Source organism: Streptococcus hepaticus (assembly GCF_043656315.1).
Lineage (GTDB): Bacteria > Bacillota > Bacilli > Lactobacillales > Streptococcaceae > Streptococcus > Streptococcus hepaticus.
On record NZ_JBINIY010000014.1, the window covers coordinates 23345 to 40696 of the forward strand.

Here is a 17352-nt window from a genome sequence, read left to right on the forward strand (position 1 = left end):
CTTTCACTCACTTCATTTGGTAATAAAAAGAAAATAATCTTAGGAGGCATTTATGCGTTCATTTAAAAAAGTCGCTCTTTTGAGCGTTGCAACTCTTTTTACACTTGCTTTGGTAGCTTGTGGTTCAAGTTCATCTACTTCATCACCGGATTACAAATTGAAAGATGTTTCTTTCCCTTTGAAGGACAAGGTTAGCTTGAAAATTGTAACTAGCAGTTCAACATTGGCTCCCGAAGATCCTAATAATAAGCTGATTTACAAACGTTTGGAAAAGGATACCAATGTCCATATTGACTGGACAAACTATACCAATGACTACGCTGAAAAACGCAACTTGGATATTTCATCAGGCGATTTGCCAGATGTCTTCTGGAATGCAGCTGCTTCAGATGTGGATTTGATGAGCTGGGCTGAGGATGGTGTAATTGTTCCAGTTGAAGATTTAATCAAGGATTACATGCCAAATCTTCAAAAAGTCTTGGATGAAAATTCTGAGTACAAGTCAATGGTGACAGCGCCAGATGGTCACATTTATTCTCTTCCATGGATTGAAGAATTGGGTGCAGGCAAAAAGTCTATCCACAGTGTAAACGATATGGCCTTCATCAACCAAGAGTGGTTGGATAAATTGGGCTTGAAAATGCCAACGACAACAGATGAGTTGATTACAGTTCTGAAAGCCTTTAAGGAAAAAGATCCGAACGGCAATGGTAAAGCGGATGAAATTCCAATTTCCTTTATTAATAATGGTGGTAACGAAGACTTTAAACTTCTCTTTGGTGCCTTTGGTATCGGGGATAACGACGACCACTTGGTAGTTGGAAATGACGGTAAAGTAGACTTCACAGCTGATAACGAAGACTATAAAGAAGGTGTGCAATTTATGCGCAAGCTTTATGAAGCAGGCTTGATTGATACAGAGGCTTTTGAGCAAGATTGGAATACCTATATTTCTAAAGGTAGCCAAAATGTCTATGGTGTTTACTTCACTTGGGATAAGGCTAATGTAACTGGTGCAAATGATAGTTATAGCCTATTGCCTGTACTTGCTGGACCTGATGGTAAGAAAAATGTCACTCGTACCAACAATCTCGGCTTCTCACGTGACCGTGTTGTCATCACAAGTGCTAATAAAAACTTAGAATTGACAGCTAAATGGTTGGATAAAATGTATGAACCACTCCAGTCTGTTCAAAATAACTGGGGAACATACGGCGATAAGAAACAACAAAATATCTTTGAATTTGACAAAGCTAGCAATATGCTCAAACACTTGCCGCTTGACGGTACTGCACCAGGTGAACTCCGTCAGAAGACAGAAGTTGGTGGTGGTCTTGCTATCCTTGACGAATACTATGGAACTGTGACAACAATGCCAGACGACGCAGCTTACCGCTTGGATTGGCTCAAAGAAACTTACGTGCCATACATGGGCAATGACAATATCTACCCACGTGTCTTTATGGAAGAAAAAGACTTGAAACGTATTGAACAAATCAATGCGGACCTCATGGACTATGTCAACCGCAAACGTTCTGAATGGATTGTAAACGGTGGTGTAGAAAACGAGTGGGCAGACTACTTGAAAGAATTGCAACGCTTCAACTTGGATGAGTGGGTGCAAATCAAACAATCTTACTACGACAAATATCTTGAAACAGAAAACAAATAAAAAAGTGGGGCTTAGTCCCCGTTCCTTTATTAGAAAGAAGTAGCACATGACTGAAAGAGAATTTACGGTTGCAGCCGCCAACCAGTTCATTAAAGAGCATGCGGCAGATGTTGACACGACTTTCCGACCACAGGTGCATTTTACAGCTCCAGTTGGCTGGATTAACGATCCAAATGGTATGGTTTATTTCCAGGATGCCTATCATCTGTTTTACCAGTACTATCCTTATGATAGTTGTTGGGGACCGATGCATTGGGGACATGCTCGTTCGACCGATTTGGTGCATTGGGAACACTTGCCCGTAGCTTTGGCATCAGATATGCCTTATGACAATAATGGCTGTTTCTCAGGTTCGGCCATTGTCAAAGGGGATAAGTTGTGGCTGATGTACACGGGAAATATTGTGGATGAAAATGGGGAAAATCGTCAGATTCAGAATATGGCTTATTCGACGGACGGGATTCATTTTGAAAAATTGGCCTGCAATCCAGTTTTAACAGGGGCTGACTTGCCAGAAGGCTTTAATAAGCCTGATTTCCGTGATCCGAAACTCTTTGAAAAGGACGGTCGTTACTATTCAGTCATTGTGTCTCAGCATGTGGACCAGGTCGGAGCAGTTTTACTTTTCGTTTCGGATGATTTGGAAAAATGGGAGTTTGCCTCAGTCTTTCTAAAAGGTCTACCAGAACAAGGTTTCATGTGGGAATGCCCAGACTATTTCCAAATTGATGGACAAGACTTGCTGGTCGTGTCTCCAATGCGCTTTAAGCGGACAGAACATGACTATGCCAACATCAATTCTAGCGTTATATTTTCAGGAAAAGTAGACTGGGAAAGGCTTGAGTTTGTAGCAGAGGATGTGAAAGAAATCGACCATGGTCAAGACTTCTATGCACCGCAAACCTTGGAAGACAAGGACGGCAGACGGATTATGATTGCTTGGCAACAAATGTGGGGACGTAATATTCCAACGCATGAACTCAAACATGCATGGGCTGGCAGTATGACCTTCCCACGGGAATTACGCTTGCGTGATGGCCTCTTGCAACAGGTCTTTCCTTTGGAAAAAGCAGAGCTGAAGCTCCTTCAATCAGCTGAAGCTGAGCAAGTATCGCTAGAAGAAGTTCTGTCAGGACCGATTCATCTCTTGTTGGAAGGAGTTGTTGAGAAAGGAAGCCTCATCATCGGCTCTGAGCAAGACAAATTAATCCTGAGCTACCAAGACGATATCTTAGCTTTAGATCGAACAGGTCTGGCTTTGGCCATCAAGGGAGAAGAGAAAGTTTCTGTTGAAAAACGGACATTGGCTCTATCTAGCTTATATAAACTGGAAGTTATTGTAGACGGGCACGCCTTGGATGTCTTGGTCAATGACGGACGAGAAAGTTTGTCAACGACATTTTATATTGAAGGAGAGAGACGACTCCACCTAGACCTGCAGGGGCAAGATAGAGTTCTTGCTAGCCTTTCCGAAATTTTGTAATAAGAAAAAAACTTCGCTTGTAAAGCGGAGCTTTTTGCTATAGTAATGGTTTAATAAAGATTCGTTGGTCGCCTAGCGGGATGAGTTCGACCTGGTTGCCGTAAAAATCGCCTAGGAGTTCTGGAGTAAGGATTTCTTCCTTGGGCCCTTGCGCTAGAACTTTTCCTTCTTTGAGGAGGAGGACGTGGCTAAATGGAGCCGTGATTTCTTCAGCATGGTGGGTCACATAGATAATAGCTGGTGCATTTTTCAGCTGGCAAATGCGGTCGATGTGCTTGAGAAGACATTCCCGTGCCAGTAGGTCTAATCCGACGGTTGCTTCATCTAGGATGAGAATTTGAGGTTCTTCCATGAGACTACGCGCGATGAGTAGTAGCTGCCGTTCACCCTGTGATAAGCTATTGTAGCGGCGACCAATCAAGTGCCCTGCTTGGATAGTTAAGAGCATTTGTCGGGATTGGTCCAGTTCGGCTTGTCCATATTCGCGGTAGAGGATGGAGGATTTGTACTTGCCTGTTAGCACGATTTGTTCGGCGTAGAGGTCAGTTGGGAAGCGTTCGGCTAGGAAGGAACCGACGATGCCAATTTTCTTGCGGAGGCTGGGAATATCTCCCTTACCGAAGGTAACGCCCAAGACCTGCAATTCACCAGAACTTTTCCAAAATTCAGCCATGATAATCCGTAAGAGAGTGGATTTTCCAGCACCATTTAGCCCAAGAACGGCCCAAGTTTCTCCTTTTCTAACTTGCCAGTTAATGTCTTCTAAAATCGTCTTTCCTTGGCGACGATAGGATAAATCTTGCATGGATAGAATCATGGATCACCTCACAAATGTTTTTCCTATTTTATCATAGAAATGCTAGAAAATGAATAATTTCCCTCCAAATCTAAAAATATGATATAATGGGACTGTTATCTAAAATTATAGACATAGGAGACCGACATGGAAGACCCTGGTAGTCAGACCATTTATTTGCAAATTTTGATCCTTTTTATTCTAACCCTGCTCAATGCCTTTTTCTCAGCTTCTGAGATGGCATTAGTGTCGCTCAATCGTTCTCGTGTAGAGCAAAAAGCGGCTGAAGGGGAGAAAAAGTATATTCGTCTGGTCAAGGTGCTAGACAATCCTAACAACTTTTTGTCAACCATTCAAGTTGGCATTACCTTTATTTCAATCTTATCAGGGGCGAGCTTAGCTAGTGACTTGGGTAAGGTATTTGCGGGTTGGTTGGGAAATTCTTCAACGGCGCAGACAGCAGGTTATTGGTTTGCTTTGGCATTATTGACCTTCGTATCGATCGTCTTGGGGGAATTGTATCCGAAGCGGATTGCCATGAATATGAAAGAAAATCTAGCCGTTGTGACTGCGCCAGTAATTATTTTCTTAGGGAAGATTGTGAGCCCCTTTGTCTGGCTCTTGTCTGCATCCACAAATCTCTTGTCTCGGATTACACCCATGACTTTTGATGATGCGGATGAGCAGATGACCCGAGATGAGATTGAGTACATGCTGACTAAGAGTGAAGCGACAAGTCTGGATGCGGACGAGATTGAGATGTTGCAGGGGATTTTCTCCTTGGACGAAATGGTGGCGCGTGAGGTTATGGTGCCTCGGACGGATGCTTTCATGGTCGATATCGAGGATGATGTTAAGAGTATTATCCAAGACATTCTCAAGCAAAATTTCTCCCGAATTCCTGTCTATGAAGATGACAAGGACAAGGTGATTGGTCTCATTCATACCAAGCGCCTCTTGTCAGAAGGTTTTACAAATGGTTTTGAAAATATCAATCTACGCAAGATTTTACAGGAACCACTCTTTGTTCCAGAAACGATTTTCGTGGATGATCTCTTGACGGAACTCCGTAATACGCAAAATCAAATGGCTATTCTTCTTGATGAATACGGTGGAGTGGCTGGTTTGGTCACTCTGGAAGATTTGTTGGAAGAAATTGTTGGAGAAATTGATGATGAAACGGATAAGACAGAGATTTTTGTCCGTGAAATTGCAGACCAGACTTATATTGTTCAGGGGAATATGACCCTCAATGACTTCAATGAGCACTTTGGTACAGAGTTGGAAAGCGATGATGTGGACACCATTGCTGGCTACTATCTGACAGGTGTCGGGACCATTCCGAGTCAAGAGGAAAAGATGAGCTTTGAAGTGGACAGCAATGACTATCACTTAGTCTTGATTAACGACAAGGTGAAAAATGGTCGTGTCACTAAAATCAAGCTCTTGTTGACCAAGATTGAAACGGAAGAAGATAGTAAAGAATAGAAATAAATTAATAAGGTGAGCAGTTGGATAGACTGCAAGCCTTTTTTTGTCGTCAAATCAGTTGGTCTTAGAAGGGAAAATAAGATAAACACCCACTAAGTTGCTAGACACTAAGATTTCTAGATAAATCCTATTTTTGAGTGAATCAATCTAAATGATGAACTTGTTACAATTGTAAATTATTCTTGAGACATGGATTTACTCACGTTTCAAGAATTTTTTATTAAAACAAATGAAGACCATATTAAATTCAAGTTTTTAAGAAGAATTGCCCATATTTTCTAGATAAATCTTAGATTATACTATCCATGTAAACAAAATTTGAAAGGAGTTAAACATGGGAACATCCCTTATCTTCGTATTTTCCGTTTTTGCAGCGGGAATACTATCCTTTTTCTCTCCATGTATTTTTCCATTATTACCCGTTTACCTCGGTATTTTATTGGATGACAGTAAGGAGAGAACCATCAAGATTCTTGGTTTTTCCTTGAACTGGTACAGTTTATTAAAGACAGCGACTTTTATAGTTGGCCTATCCTCTGTTTTTCTGTTATTGGGCTTTGGTGCAGCCAGTCTGGGCGGTATATTGAATAGTCCAGGATTTAGGATACTAATGGGATTGGTGATTATTGTCCTAGGAGCTCATCAGATGGAACTGATCAATATCAGCAGCCTACAAAAACAGAAACAGCTTCGCTTTAATTTTCAAAATAAAAATGGCTTGTTATCTGCCTTTTTATTAGGATTAACCTTTAGCTTTGGTTGGACACCTTGTGTTGGTCCAGTTCTTGGCTCTGTTTTAGGATTGGCAGCAACTGGTGGTGGAAGTTCGCTTCAAGGTGGCTTCTTGCTATTGGTGTATACACTTGGCTTGTCACTTCCTTTCCTTCTTATCACACTATCTAGCACCGCTTTGGTCAATCAGTTTAATAAGCTCAAACCTCATATGATGACCATGAAAAAAGTAGGTGGTGCTTTAATTATCCTAATGGGACTCATTCTTCTCTTAGGAAAAGTAGATGCTATCACGGCATTTTTTGAAACAATTTTTAACTAATTTTTAAATATAAAGGAGTATCAATCATGAAAAAATTACATACACTTATTACACTTGTCGCTTGCGGAACCTTCCTTGTAGCCTGCTCAACCCAACAAAAATCAGACCAGCTTAAGAATAGCGATTCTTCTATGATGCAAAAAGAAAAGAATAAGTTTGACAAGAACATGAAAGATGACAAGATGTCAAGTGACAATATGAAAGATGATAAGATGTCAGACGATAACATGAAGGATGATAAAATGCAAGACAGCAAGATGTCAGACGATAATATGTCAGATAAAACGATGAAAAATAATAAAAATTAGATTCATTAGTGTTTAAGAATGGAGGAACAAAGATGAAAAAACTCCGAATGCTTACGATGGTTTTAACCTGTACTAGCTTACTAGGAGCTTGTTCAACATCAGGAAAATCTAGTACAGAGAAAGCCCCTTCTCCAGCAATGGCAGAAAGCTCTGATAAAATGTCCAATGCGGCAGCATCGTCAAATGACCAAGACTTTCAGTTACAGGCTGTTGATGGCAAGACTTATAGCCTATCTGATTTTAAAGGTAAAAAAGTGTATATCAAATTTTGGGCTTCTTGGTGTCCAATCTGTCTAGCTGGATTGGAAGAAATTGATGACTTAGCCAAAGATGCGCCAGAAGATACAGTTATTTTATCGGTTGTTTCTCCTAACCATAAAGGAGAACAATCTGAAGCGGATTTCAAAAATTGGTACAAAGGATTGGATTACAAACATTTACCAGTCTTACTGGACCCTAGTGGGAAATTGATTGAATACTACGGTGTCCGAGTGTATCCAACTTCAGTCTTTATTGATCAGGATGGTAAAGTTTCTAAAACGCTGCCCGGTCATTTGGAAAAAGAGGATATTCTCAAAACATTTGAAACGATCGGTTAAGGAAATGGAGGCATAATATGCAACCTCAGACTAAATCATTACTCGTTGGTGTCGGAATTTTAGCGCTCATCTTCTTATCTGCTATTCTGTTTATGAAAATAGAATTAGCATCTCAAATGAAGAAAAAGGTCTCAGTCCCAGTTGTACAAGAAATGAGTAGTAAGGTTAAGAAGGTGGATCGGTCTAAGGTAGATCCTAAAAATCTCAAAGAAATTTATCTAGCTGGTGGCTGTTTTTGGGGAGTAGAAGCGTATTTTGAACGTGTAGATGGTGTTGTTGATGTAACAGTAGGTTATGCCAACGGTAAGAGTGACACCACCAATTACCAATTGATTGGACAAACAGGACATGTCGAAACAGTCCATGTTGAATATGACGCTAGCAAGGTTAGCCTACGCGATTTGTTGCTTCATTATTTTCGGATTATTGACCCAACCAGTCTAAATAAACAAGGGAATGATCGTGGTAGTCAGTATCGAACAGGTATTTACTTTGTCAATAAAGAGGAAGAGACAGTTATTCGGCAATCTTTGGAAGATTTGTCTAAGAAATTTGACAAACCGATAGTGGTAGAAGCCCTGCCGCTTAAGAATTATGTCTTAGCTGAAGATTACCATCAAGATTATCTGCAAAAAAATCCAAATGGCTACTGCCATATCAATGTTCAGGAAGCTGATTATCCAGTGATCGATGAAAGTAAGTATCTAAAACCTAGTGACGAGGAAGTCAAGCAAAAATTGTCCAAGGAAGAGTATGCTGTTACTCAAGGAAATGATACAGAGAAAGCTTTTTCCAATCGTTATTGGGACCAGTTTGAAGATGGAATTTATGTCGATATTGTAACGAATGAACCCCTCTTTTCTTCTAAGGACAAGTTTGAGTCAGGTTGTGGATGGCCAAGTTTTTCACGCCCCATTAGTCCTGATGTAGTCAATTACAAGGAAGATACGAGCTACAATATGGTACGGACAGAAGTACGGAGTCGGTCAGGAAATTCGCATCTAGGACATGTCTTTACGGATGGTCCAAAAGACAAGGGTGGCTTGCGCTATTGTATCAACAGTCTATCTCTTCGCTTCATTCCAAAGGCAGAAATGGAAAAGCAAGGCTATGGCTACCTTCTAGCCTATACCTAGCCTTTCTGTTATAATGAAGTGTAAAATGAACAGACAAGAGGGTGAAGATTATTTACTCAATATTAATCGTAGAGGATGAATACCTGGTTCGCCAAGGTATTTGTTCTCTTATTGACTTTGAAAAATTTCAAATTGAAAAAGTGGCAGAAGCGGAAGATGGTCGGAAGGCTTGGGAATTATTTCAAGCCCAGCCTTTTGATATCGTTTTGACAGATATCAATATGCCCAAGATGAATGGGATTCAACTAGCTCAATTGATCAAAGAAGAGCAGCCAAACTGCCACTTGGTTTTCTTAACAGGTTATGATGAATTTGACTATGCCCTTTCAGCCCTAAAATTAGGGGCGGATGATTACTTGCTCAAACCCTTTAGCAAAGCAGATGTAGAGGAAATATTAACTAAAATCCAAACCAAGTTAGCACAGGATACGAAAATAGAGCAATTGGAAGAGTACCTTGTACAAGGGGAAGTTTCTGATTTGCAGGAACAGATTAGGAGTCAGTTGAGTAATTGTGATTTTTCACTAAAACAGCTGGCTGATCAACTGGGCTTTAGTCCTAATTATCTGAGTGTGCTGATTAAGAAAGATGTGGGCTTGAATTTTCAAGATTATCTGAATCAAGAAAGGATGAAACAGGCCAAGTATCTCCTTTTGACGACTGATTTGAAAATCTATGAAATTGCTGAAAAAGTCGGATTTTGGGATATGAATTATTTTTCCCAACGCTTTAAGCAGACCGTTGGTGTGACACCACGTCAATTTCGGAAAGGGGAAACGAGATGAGAAAATATTCCTTGGCGGTTCAGCTTTTTTTCTATAGTTTTCTTGTCATGATTGCACTAATAGGAAGTGTTGGAACTTTTTACTATCGAACTAGTTCCAGTGCTATTAGTCAGTTGACTGAGCAAAAAACACGGGACAGTTTACAGCAAAGTGGGCATTTTATCACGGCTTACTTGGATAAACTCAAACAGACCAGCAATAGTTTGGCTAGTAACCAATTGTTGCGGGACTTCATTGAGCAACCAGATCAAGCTCATAAAGAGGAGTTGTCCTTTCTCATGGAGAGTCTCATTGCGGGAGATACTGATTTGGTGTCTGCTGTTTTGGTCACCAAAGAGGGGCAAATCGTGTCCACGGATAAGCAGCTGGTGATGAAAACGTCAAGTGATATGATGTCTGAAGCCTGGTATCAGGCAGCCATTGACCAAAAAGCAATGCCTGTATTGACACCGGCTCGCAAAGAATCTCTGACGAAAAAAGGAGAACAGTGGGTCATCTCTGTTACACGAGAGATTGTGGATGCAAGAGGAAAAAATAAGGGTGTTTTGCGCTTGGATATTGACTATCATAGCCTTGAAAATTATTTAGATCAGTTGAAACTGGGGAAACAAGGTTTTGCCTTTATTGTGAATCAGAAAAAGGAGTTTGTTTACCATCCTCAGAAGACAGTCTATTCTTCTAAAGAGGAAATGGATGCTATGAAGTCATATTTGCAAGTCGAAAATGGTTATGTACCTTCCCACAAAGAATTTGTCTATCAGTTGGCTATTCCAGAGAGTGAATGGACTTTGGTCGGCGTTTCTTCTCTAGATGAAGTCCAGATGATTCGTCAGCAAATACTCTATTCTTTCTTGGGAGCAGGATTGGCAGCACTGGTGATTTCAGGTCTGGGATCTGCCTCGGTTATTCGGATATGGTTGAAGCCCATTCGTGATTTGCAACAAGTTATTTTAGCAATCGGTCAAGGGCAGGCTCATCTTCGCGCCAAGGAGGCTGGTGCGGCTGAAGTATTGGATTTGTCACGTTATTTTAATAAAATGTTGGACCAGATTGACTCCTTAATGTTGTCCGTAAAAAAGCAGGAACAAGATATACGAGAGTACGAACTGATGGCACTGGCTAGTCAGATCAATCCTCATTTTTTGTACAATACACTGGACACCATTATTTGGATGACAGAATTTAATGACCGTGAGCGCGTGGTGGAGATTACCAAAGCTTTGGCTAAATATTTTCGTATTGCCCTCAACAAGGGAAATGAGCAGATTAGTCTGAAAGATGAATTGGAACATGTGGGTCAATATTTGTTTATCCAACAGCAACGCTATGGTGACAAGTTACAATATGACCTCCAAGAATTGCCTTCCTATGCAGACTATCAATTACCCAAATTAGTTTTGCAACCGATTGTAGAAAATGCGATTTATCATGGTATAAAGGAAGTGGAGCGTAAGGGTGTCATTACCATTCGGGTCAGCGAAACAGAAAAGCATTTACGGATTACGATTCATGATAACGGAAAAGGTATGCCTACAGAGGATGTAATTACTCAGTCTGATAAGAAAGTTCATCAAGGCGGTATTGGCTTGAAAAATGTTGATCAACGATTGGCATTGCAATTTGGCTCAGCCTACCATATGGAAATTAAATCAGAGCCTGATGCATTTACTGAAATTAGTTTATTCTTACCTAGAAAGTCGCTGTAAGTGTCTGAACTTTTTCTCGTGAAACTGAAAAATAAGTCAGGTATTTTCAGTTATTTATTCCGCTTCTTCTTTCAATTCGTGATATAATAGCAGAAGGGAAAGATAGGAAGTAAAAATGGAAGAAATCGATTACAGAAATGTTACTGGTTTGGTGCACTCAACTGAAAGTTTTGGGTCTGTAGATGGTCCTGGCGTGCGCTTCGTTATTTTCATGCAGGGCTGCCATATGCGTTGCCAATATTGCCATAACCCTGATACATGGGAATTGGTCAATCCGATGGCGACAGAGAGAACCGCTGAGGATGTCCTTAATGAAGCTTTGCGTTATAAGGGATTTTGGGGAAAAGAAGGTGGCATCACTGTTTCAGGTGGTGAAGCAACCATTCAAATTGACTTTTTGATAGCCCTCTTTACCTTGGCTAAAGAGCAAGGCATTCACACAACCTTGGATACATGTGCTCTTACCTTCCGTAATACTCCTCGCTATCTGGAAAAATATGAGAAACTCATGGCAGTGACAGATCTGGTTCTTTTGGACATCAAGGAAATCAATCCTGACCAGCACAAAATCGTAACAGGACATAGCAATAAAACGATTTTGGCATGTGCACGTTACCTGTCTGACATTGGAAAACCAGTTTGGATTCGCCACGTTTTGGTGCCGGATTTGACAGACCGTGATGAGGATTTGGCAAATCTAGGTGAATTTGTGAAGACCTTGACCAATGTGGAGCGTTTTGAAGTTCTTCCTTATCATAATTTGGGTGAATTCAAGTGGCGTGAATTGGGTAGACCCTATCCTTTGGAAGGAACCAAGCCACCAACAAAAGACCGTGTGGAGAATGCCAAGAAACTGATGGACACTGAGTCTTATCAAGAATACCTCAACCGGATTCGTGGATAGATAAACTAATGCTCTGAGGACGCTCAGGGCATTTTTGGATGATAAGTATAATTTTAACTAAAATAATAAAGTAAATTTAAAAAGTGTTAAATAAAACTAATCTACTTGTAAGTGAGGAAGAAATTATGAAAAAAATGGAGAGCCAGCCAGAGTTAGTGGAGCAGTATATTGCGTCGTGTCCTGAAGAGATTGCTGCTGTTTTGAAATCGGTACGTCAAGCTATTCAGGAGGTTTTGCCTGAAGCGGTAGAGCGATTTTCCTACGGCATGCCGACTTATTGGTATGGGCACAATCTGATTCATTTTGCGGGGCAGAAGGCACATCTGGGCCTGTATCCTGGTGCGCGTGGTGTGGAGCATTTTGCTGCGCAATTAGTTGAAAGAAATCTGGCCTACAGCAAGGGAACAATAAAATTTCCTTATGACCAAGAAATTCCACTTGACTTTATTCAGGAAATTGTAAGATGGACTTTTGAGGAAGAGATAAATTTATCGAAAGTAAAGGAAAATAAAAAATAAGATCTCATTTCATTTGAGGTCATATTTTTTTTAAATCTAGGAAAATTGTGCTATACTATATTATCACTAAATAGTAAGAAAAGAGACGATATGCGAGCCATTCAACAAACAAAATATGCAAAAGAACCCTTTGATCTAGAAATCGTAGAACTACCTAAACCAGCTATTTCAGCCCATCAAGTGCTGGTAAAGGTCCTTGCAGCGGGACTCAACCCTCTTGACTACAAATTGATGACAGGCGGGATTCGACCGATTTTACCTTACAAAACACCATTCACGTCGGGAAATGAATTTTCTGGTATTATCGAGGAAGTGGGACCAGACGTAACGGAGTTTCGAGTAGGAGACCGAGTTTACGGACGGATGACCTTAGAAGAGCCTGGGGCCTTTGCGGATTATGTGGCTATTGCTGCGACAGAAATTGCGCCTATGCCAGATTATCTGAGTTTTGAGGAGGCGGCTGGTGTGCCCTTGACGGCTTTGACAGCCTATCAAGCCTTGGATTTACTGAAGGTAGAAGCTGGAAAGACTATTTTTATCTCAGGTGGGACAGGTGGCTTTGGGGCTATGGCCATTCCCTTGGCTAAGGCGCGTGGGTTGCGCGTGGTGACCAATGGCCGAGCTGTTCATAAGGAGCGCATGCTGTCTTTGGGTGTGGATCAATTTATTGACTACCAGACAGAGGATTACGCAGACTTGCTGTCGAATGTGGACTATGTTATTGACACACTGGGTGGCGATGAGCTAGTTAAGCAGTTTTCTATTTTGAAAAAAGGTGGGAGCCTGGTCAGTTTAGATGGGATGCCAAATCGTGCTTTTGCAAAAGAAATGGGCTTGTCGATGTTCAAACAGCTGTTATTTGGTTTGGTAGGGCGGAAATATGACAAGCTAGCTGCAAAGAATCAGCAGACCTATCACTTTATATTTGTACATTCAGAAGGTCAACAGTTGCGGGAAATTTCTCGGATTTTCTCAGAAAAACAAATTCCTATTTTCATTGACAAAGTTTATGCCTTTGAAGAGATTAATATAGCCCTAAACAAATTGCGTCAGGGGGGCTCAAAAGGAAAGTCTATCCTGCGTGTGCAGGAAGTATAAGAAAAATCCTACCGACGGGTAGGATTTTTGCTTACAATTTACTATCATCAACGGCGTTAAGCCAGTCAGAAGCAGCCGTGAGGGTTGCTTCCAAGGCTCCTTCTTGGAATGGAGATTGAATACCAGCAGCTTCCACGATTTGGAGGAAGGTTCCTGTTCCACCCATTTTACAGATGCGGAGGTAGTCTTCCCAAGCAGTTTCGTCATGGTCCACTTGTGTGCGTTTCCAGAATTGGAGGGCGCAGACTTGAGCCAAGGTGTAGTCAATGTAGTAGAACGGGCTGGCAAAAATGTGTCCTTGGCGGTACCAGAAGATACCACGGTCCAAGGCTTCAGATTCAGAATAGTCTTTTGAAGGGAGGTACATTTTTTCCAAACGGCGCCAAGTTGCCTTGCGTTCAGCTGGTGTCATATTTGGATTTTCATAGACTTCGTGTTGGAAATGGTCGACGAGAACACCGTATGGCAAGAAGAAGAGCGTACCAGATAAATGGCTGAATTTGTACTTGTCAACTTGTTCTTTGAAGTAGAGAACCATCCATGGCCAGGTAATAAATTCCATGGACATAGAGTGAATTTCGCAAGATTCGTAGGTTGGCCAGATAGATTCTGGAGCGACAATCCAGCGTGAATTGTAAACTTGGAAGGCGTGTCCTGCTTCATGAGTCAAGACATCGATATCGCCACTAGTTCCATTGAAGTTTGAGAAGATGAATGGACTCTTGTAGTCATAAATGTAAGTGCAGTAGCCACCAGTATCTTTACCATCTTTTGCAACCAAGTCGAGGAGTTCATTTTCCACCATGTAGTCGAAAAATTCGCCTGTTTCTGGAGAGAGTTCGCGGTACATTTTTTGTGCTTCTTGGACAAGGTGTTCTGGTGTGCCTTGTGGAGTTGCATTCCCATTCAAGTATTCTAAAACAAGGTCATAATGTTTGAGTTGAGGTACTTGGATACGTTTTGCTTGGCGCTCGCGGAGATTGTTAACAATCGGTACAACCAATTTCAAGATTTCTTCGCGGTAGGTCTTGACCATGTCGCGGTTGTAGTCGAAGCGGTTCATCATCTTATAGCCATATTCGACATAGTCTTTGAAGCCAAGAGTAGTGGCAATCTCGTGACGCACTTTAACCAACTGGTCATAGATATCGTCAAATTCAGCTTCATGGTCCACAAAGTAGCCAGTAATAGTTTCGCTTGCTTCTTTACGGGTTGCACGATCTGTTGACTGATTGAAAGGTCCCATTTGAGAGAGGTTATAAGTCTGACCACGGAAGTCCAAACGAGCAGTTGCCATGAGGTTATTGTAGCGGTCGATTAACTGATTTTCCTTTTGGAAAAGAGGAATGGCTTCAGATGAGAAGGTTTGAAGTTTATTTTCTGCCAACATAAAGAAAGTTTCTGGCAAAAATTCCCCCAATTCTTTGCGGAAAGGACTAGCTACCACGACACGGTAGTAGTTGGTCATGAGTTCATCAAAAAGTGGCGAATACTCATTCCAGAACTTGGTTTCTTCATTGTAAAACTCGTCATTCATATCAATCGAATGGCGGATACTCCAAAGATTTGCCTGGGTATCAATGGTTCCGTTGATAGCTGTCACTTGTTTGACGATAGCAAGAGCAGTGTCTGCTGTTGCCGCAGCAGACAAGTCAGCTGTTAGCTCGGCCATTTGTAATTTCAAAGCCTCATAGTCTGGGCGGACGTAGGTATAATCTGAAAATTTCATAGGTACTCCTTTGAAAACACGGGCATTTCCCCGTTTGCTATATCTACTATCTTACCTTTTTTTAGGAAAGCTGGCAAATGGAGTTTTCACTCATTCCCTTCAAGCTTAAAATATGGTAAAATAGGATGAATCTATTAAAAGAGGTAAGAACATGTCTAAATTTTTAGTTTTTGGTCACCAAAATCCTGATACGGATGCAACTGCTTCAGCTTATGGTTGGGCTTACTTAGAGCGTGAGGTTTGGGGGCGCGATGCAGAAGCTGTTCTTTTGGGTGAGCCAAATGAAGAAACACAATTTGCCTTGAACTATTTTGGCGTAACCGCACCGCGTGTAGTAACTTCAGCTAAGGCAGAAGGTGTCAGCCAAGTCATCTTGACAGACCACAATGAGTTCCAACAGTCTATTTCAGACATCCGTGATGTTGAAGTTGTAGCAGTTATCGACCACCACCGTGTAGCAAACTTTGAAACAGCAAACCCACTTTACATGCGCGTGGAACCAGTTGGTTCAGCATCATCTATCGTTTACCGTGCGTCAAAAGAAGCAGGCCTCACTATTCCAAAAGAAGTAGCAGGTCTCCTCTTGTCAGGTTTGATTTCAGATACGCTCTTGCTCAAATCCCCCACAACTCATGTGTCAGACCCAGAAGTTGCTAAAGAATTGGCAGAGCTTGCAGGTGTCAACTTGGAAGAATATGGTTTAGCTCTTCTTAAAGCTGGTACAAACTTGGCTAGCAAGTCAGCTGAAGAATTGATTGACATTGATGCTAAAACATTTGAATTGAATGGCAATGCAGTCCGTGTTGCTCAAGTTAATACAGTTGATATTGCAGAAGTTTTGGAACGCCAAGCAGAAATCGAAGCAGCCATGACAGCAGCTTCATCAGCAAACGGCTACTCAGATTTCGTCTTGATGATTACAGACATTGTTAACTCAAATTCAGAAATCTTGGCTCTTGGTGCCAACATGGACAAGGTCGAAGCAGCCTTCAACTTCAAACTTGAAAACAACTACGCTTTCCTTGCAGGTGCAGTTTCTCGTAAGAAACAAGTTGTTCCACAATTGACAGAAAGCTTTAATGCATAAGATGTAGAACCTAGGAAATCCTAGGTTTTTTAATGGTAATCTAGTCAACTGGGCGGAGGTAGGAGGACAAAATCGCTTTCTTTGAAATCACGATTTAGCCCTCACACTCTTTTATGCTATAATAATGTCATGATTATCGTAATAAATCCTACAAAACTGACTAAACAAGTATTTTTCCAAGATTTGATCAACTATCTGGCGGATAAGGAAGAGGTTATCCTGCGGGACATCAAGAAGGCTTTTCCAACTGTTAAAAATGTGGATAAATTGTTAGATGCCTATATTGAGGCGGGCTATATTGCTCGTGAAAATCGCCGCTATCGCAATCAATTTGAACTCTTGACGTCTTGTGACCAGCTGGAATTTGGTCAGGAGGTCTTTGTGGATGACCAATCACCTGTCTATACTGACTTGCAGCAGTTGACCTTCAGCATTGACCTGCCAAATGAAACCAATGCTTTAGTAATCCGAGAGCAAGTGGATTTTATGCGGGAAAAATTGACGCTCAATGCCTACTTTTATAAAATGCGGGAACAGTTGCCTTTGTCAGCGGAGCAACAAGTTTTATACGACCTGCTAGGCGATGTCAATCCAGCCTATGCCCTTAAATATATGACAACCTTCTTACTGAAATTTACTCGTAAAGAAATTCTCCTCCAAAAACGGTCGGAAGTGTTTGTTCAAGCCTTGGTTCTCCTTGGCTTTATTGAACCAGTAGATGAAACAAGCTATCGGCTTACCATGAAAATGGACAAGGAAAGCTTGGTATTTGAGGGAAAATAAGATTGCCTCTAGGCAAAGCGCTAAAGGCTGTATGAAAGAACTCATAACAACTTATGAAGTGAACAACAAAGATAGCAATCATTATCTTTTGTTATTCTAACGAATATAAATTTAGGAGTTGGACTCAAGTCCAGCTCCTTTTTACTGATGGCTTCCAGCCAGTTTTTCTCGGAGAGAAAAATGAGAAAACCACCAGCTATGCT

At 41.2% G+C, this 17352-nt stretch carries 16 protein-coding genes; 14 read left to right on the plus strand and 2 right to left on the minus strand.

Annotated features, from left to right (window positions below; translation table 11 throughout):
- Positions 1 to 52: 52 nt before the first annotated feature.
- Positions 53 to 1672 (plus strand): ABC transporter substrate-binding protein, encoded by a 1620-nt coding sequence (locus tag ACHUFA_RS09265; RefSeq protein ID WP_394405681.1) that lies wholly within the window; start codon positions 53 to 55, stop codon positions 1670 to 1672.
- 46 nt (positions 1673 to 1718) lie between these two features.
- Positions 1719 to 3155, plus strand: coding sequence for a glycoside hydrolase family 32 protein (locus tag ACHUFA_RS09270; protein WP_394405683.1), 1437 nt, complete (start codon positions 1719 to 1721; stop codon positions 3153 to 3155).
- A gap of 37 nt (positions 3156 to 3192) precedes the next feature.
- Here the strand turns inward: ACHUFA_RS09270 and ACHUFA_RS09275 are convergent, their stop codons facing one another.
- Positions 3193 to 3972, minus strand: a complete 780-nt coding sequence (locus tag ACHUFA_RS09275) for an ABC transporter ATP-binding protein (RefSeq protein WP_394405685.1) — start codon at positions 3970 to 3972, stop codon at positions 3193 to 3195.
- A gap of 126 nt (positions 3973 to 4098) precedes the next feature.
- Here ACHUFA_RS09275 and ACHUFA_RS09280 point away from each other — a divergent pair, with 126 nt between their 5' ends.
- From ACHUFA_RS09280 to ACHUFA_RS09325, 10 genes are all read left to right on the plus strand, one after another.
- Positions 4099 to 5439: a hemolysin family protein gene (locus ACHUFA_RS09280; RefSeq protein WP_394405687.1), complete on the plus strand. Its 1341-nt coding sequence runs from the start codon at positions 4099 to 4101 to the stop codon at positions 5437 to 5439.
- Positions 5440 to 5776: 337 nt separating this feature from the next.
- The gene (gene ccdA2 / locus ACHUFA_RS09285; protein ID WP_394405689.1) at positions 5777 to 6496 is read left to right on the plus strand and encodes a thiol-disulfide oxidoreductase-associated membrane protein CcdA2; all 720 of its coding nucleotides are present in this window, start codon (positions 5777 to 5779) and stop codon (positions 6494 to 6496) included.
- Positions 6497 to 6522: 26 nt separating this feature from the next.
- The gene (locus ACHUFA_RS09290; RefSeq protein ID WP_394405691.1) at positions 6523 to 6804 is read left to right on the plus strand and encodes a hypothetical protein; all 282 of its coding nucleotides are present in this window, start codon (positions 6523 to 6525) and stop codon (positions 6802 to 6804) included.
- Between the two features lie 32 nt (positions 6805 to 6836).
- Positions 6837 to 7403 (plus strand): redoxin family protein, encoded by a 567-nt coding sequence (locus ACHUFA_RS09295; protein WP_394405693.1) that lies wholly within the window; start codon positions 6837 to 6839, stop codon positions 7401 to 7403.
- 17 nt (positions 7404 to 7420) lie between these two features.
- Positions 7421 to 8539 (plus strand): peptide-methionine (R)-S-oxide reductase MsrB, encoded by a 1119-nt coding sequence (gene msrB / locus ACHUFA_RS09300; protein WP_394405695.1) that lies wholly within the window; start codon positions 7421 to 7423, stop codon positions 8537 to 8539.
- Positions 8540 to 8589: 50 nt separating this feature from the next.
- Positions 8590 to 9324 carry a response regulator transcription factor gene (locus tag ACHUFA_RS09305; protein WP_222349222.1) on the plus strand — a complete coding sequence of 245 codons (735 nt, stop codon included), beginning with the start codon at positions 8590 to 8592 and terminating at the stop codon, positions 9322 to 9324.
- Positions 9321 to 11030 carry a cache domain-containing sensor histidine kinase gene (locus tag ACHUFA_RS09310; RefSeq protein ID WP_394405697.1) on the plus strand — a complete coding sequence of 570 codons (1710 nt, stop codon included), beginning with the start codon at positions 9321 to 9323 and terminating at the stop codon, positions 11028 to 11030. Before ACHUFA_RS09305 ends, ACHUFA_RS09310 begins: the two co-directional genes overlap by 4 nt.
- A 115-nt stretch (positions 11031 to 11145) precedes the next feature.
- A complete protein-coding gene (gene pflA / locus ACHUFA_RS09315) occupies positions 11146 to 11934 on the plus strand; it encodes a pyruvate formate-lyase-activating protein (RefSeq protein WP_222349207.1) in 789 nt (262 codons plus the stop codon).
- 125 nt (positions 11935 to 12059) lie between these two features.
- On the plus strand, positions 12060 to 12452 hold the full coding sequence (locus ACHUFA_RS09320) for an iron chaperone (protein ID WP_394405699.1): 393 nt from the start codon (positions 12060 to 12062) through the stop codon (positions 12450 to 12452).
- Between the two features lie 90 nt (positions 12453 to 12542).
- Positions 12543 to 13550, plus strand: a complete 1008-nt coding sequence (locus tag ACHUFA_RS09325) for an NADP-dependent oxidoreductase (protein ID WP_394405701.1) — start codon at positions 12543 to 12545, stop codon at positions 13548 to 13550.
- A 31-nt stretch (positions 13551 to 13581) separates the two neighbouring features.
- On the opposite strand, the gene ACHUFA_RS09330 is transcribed toward ACHUFA_RS09325, so the two are convergent.
- Entirely contained in the window at positions 13582 to 15279 is a 1698-nt protein-coding gene (locus ACHUFA_RS09330) for a M3 family oligoendopeptidase (RefSeq protein WP_394405703.1), read from the minus strand.
- 151 nt (positions 15280 to 15430) lie between these two features.
- Here ACHUFA_RS09330 and ACHUFA_RS09335 point away from each other — a divergent pair, with 151 nt between their 5' ends.
- Together ACHUFA_RS09335 and ACHUFA_RS09340 are read left to right on the plus strand one after the other, a co-directional pair.
- A complete protein-coding gene (locus tag ACHUFA_RS09335; protein ID WP_394405705.1) occupies positions 15431 to 16366 on the plus strand; it encodes a manganese-dependent inorganic pyrophosphatase in 936 nt (311 codons plus the stop codon).
- Positions 16367 to 16495: 129 nt separating this feature from the next.
- A complete protein-coding gene (locus ACHUFA_RS09340) occupies positions 16496 to 17149 on the plus strand; it encodes a DUF1803 domain-containing protein (RefSeq protein WP_222349219.1) in 654 nt (217 codons plus the stop codon).
- The last annotated feature ends 203 nt before the right edge of the window (positions 17150 to 17352 follow it).

Bases quoted from the DNA above. Each gene is read 5' to 3' on its own strand.
- ACHUFA_RS09265 (WP_394405681.1), top strand. From the start codon at position 53: ATGCGTTCATTTAAAAAAGTCGCTCTTTTGAGCGTTGCAACTCTTTTT.
- ACHUFA_RS09270 (WP_394405683.1), top strand. From the start codon at position 1,719: ATGACTGAAAGAGAATTTACGGTTGCAGCCGCCAACCAGTTCATTAAA.
- ACHUFA_RS09275 (WP_394405685.1), bottom strand. From the start codon at position 3,972: ATGATTCTATCCATGCAAGATTTATCCTATCGTCGCCAAGGAAAGACG.
- ACHUFA_RS09280 (WP_394405687.1), top strand. From the start codon at position 4,099: ATGGAAGACCCTGGTAGTCAGACCATTTATTTGCAAATTTTGATCCTT.
- ccdA2 (WP_394405689.1), top strand. From the start codon at position 5,777: ATGGGAACATCCCTTATCTTCGTATTTTCCGTTTTTGCAGCGGGAATA.
- ACHUFA_RS09290 (WP_394405691.1), top strand. From the start codon at position 6,523: ATGAAAAAATTACATACACTTATTACACTTGTCGCTTGCGGAACCTTC.
- ACHUFA_RS09295 (WP_394405693.1), top strand. From the start codon at position 6,837: ATGAAAAAACTCCGAATGCTTACGATGGTTTTAACCTGTACTAGCTTA.
- msrB (WP_394405695.1), top strand. From the start codon at position 7,421: ATGCAACCTCAGACTAAATCATTACTCGTTGGTGTCGGAATTTTAGCG.
- ACHUFA_RS09310 (WP_394405697.1), top strand. From the start codon at position 9,321: ATGAGAAAATATTCCTTGGCGGTTCAGCTTTTTTTCTATAGTTTTCTT.
- pflA (WP_222349207.1), top strand. From the start codon at position 11,146: ATGGAAGAAATCGATTACAGAAATGTTACTGGTTTGGTGCACTCAACT.
- ACHUFA_RS09320 (WP_394405699.1), top strand. From the start codon at position 12,060: ATGAAAAAAATGGAGAGCCAGCCAGAGTTAGTGGAGCAGTATATTGCG.
- ACHUFA_RS09325 (WP_394405701.1), top strand. From the start codon at position 12,543: ATGCGAGCCATTCAACAAACAAAATATGCAAAAGAACCCTTTGATCTA.
- ACHUFA_RS09330 (WP_394405703.1), bottom strand. From the start codon at position 15,279: ATGAAATTTTCAGATTATACCTACGTCCGCCCAGACTATGAGGCTTTG.
- ACHUFA_RS09335 (WP_394405705.1), top strand. From the start codon at position 15,431: ATGTCTAAATTTTTAGTTTTTGGTCACCAAAATCCTGATACGGATGCA.
- ACHUFA_RS09340 (WP_222349219.1), top strand. From the start codon at position 16,496: ATGATTATCGTAATAAATCCTACAAAACTGACTAAACAAGTATTTTTC.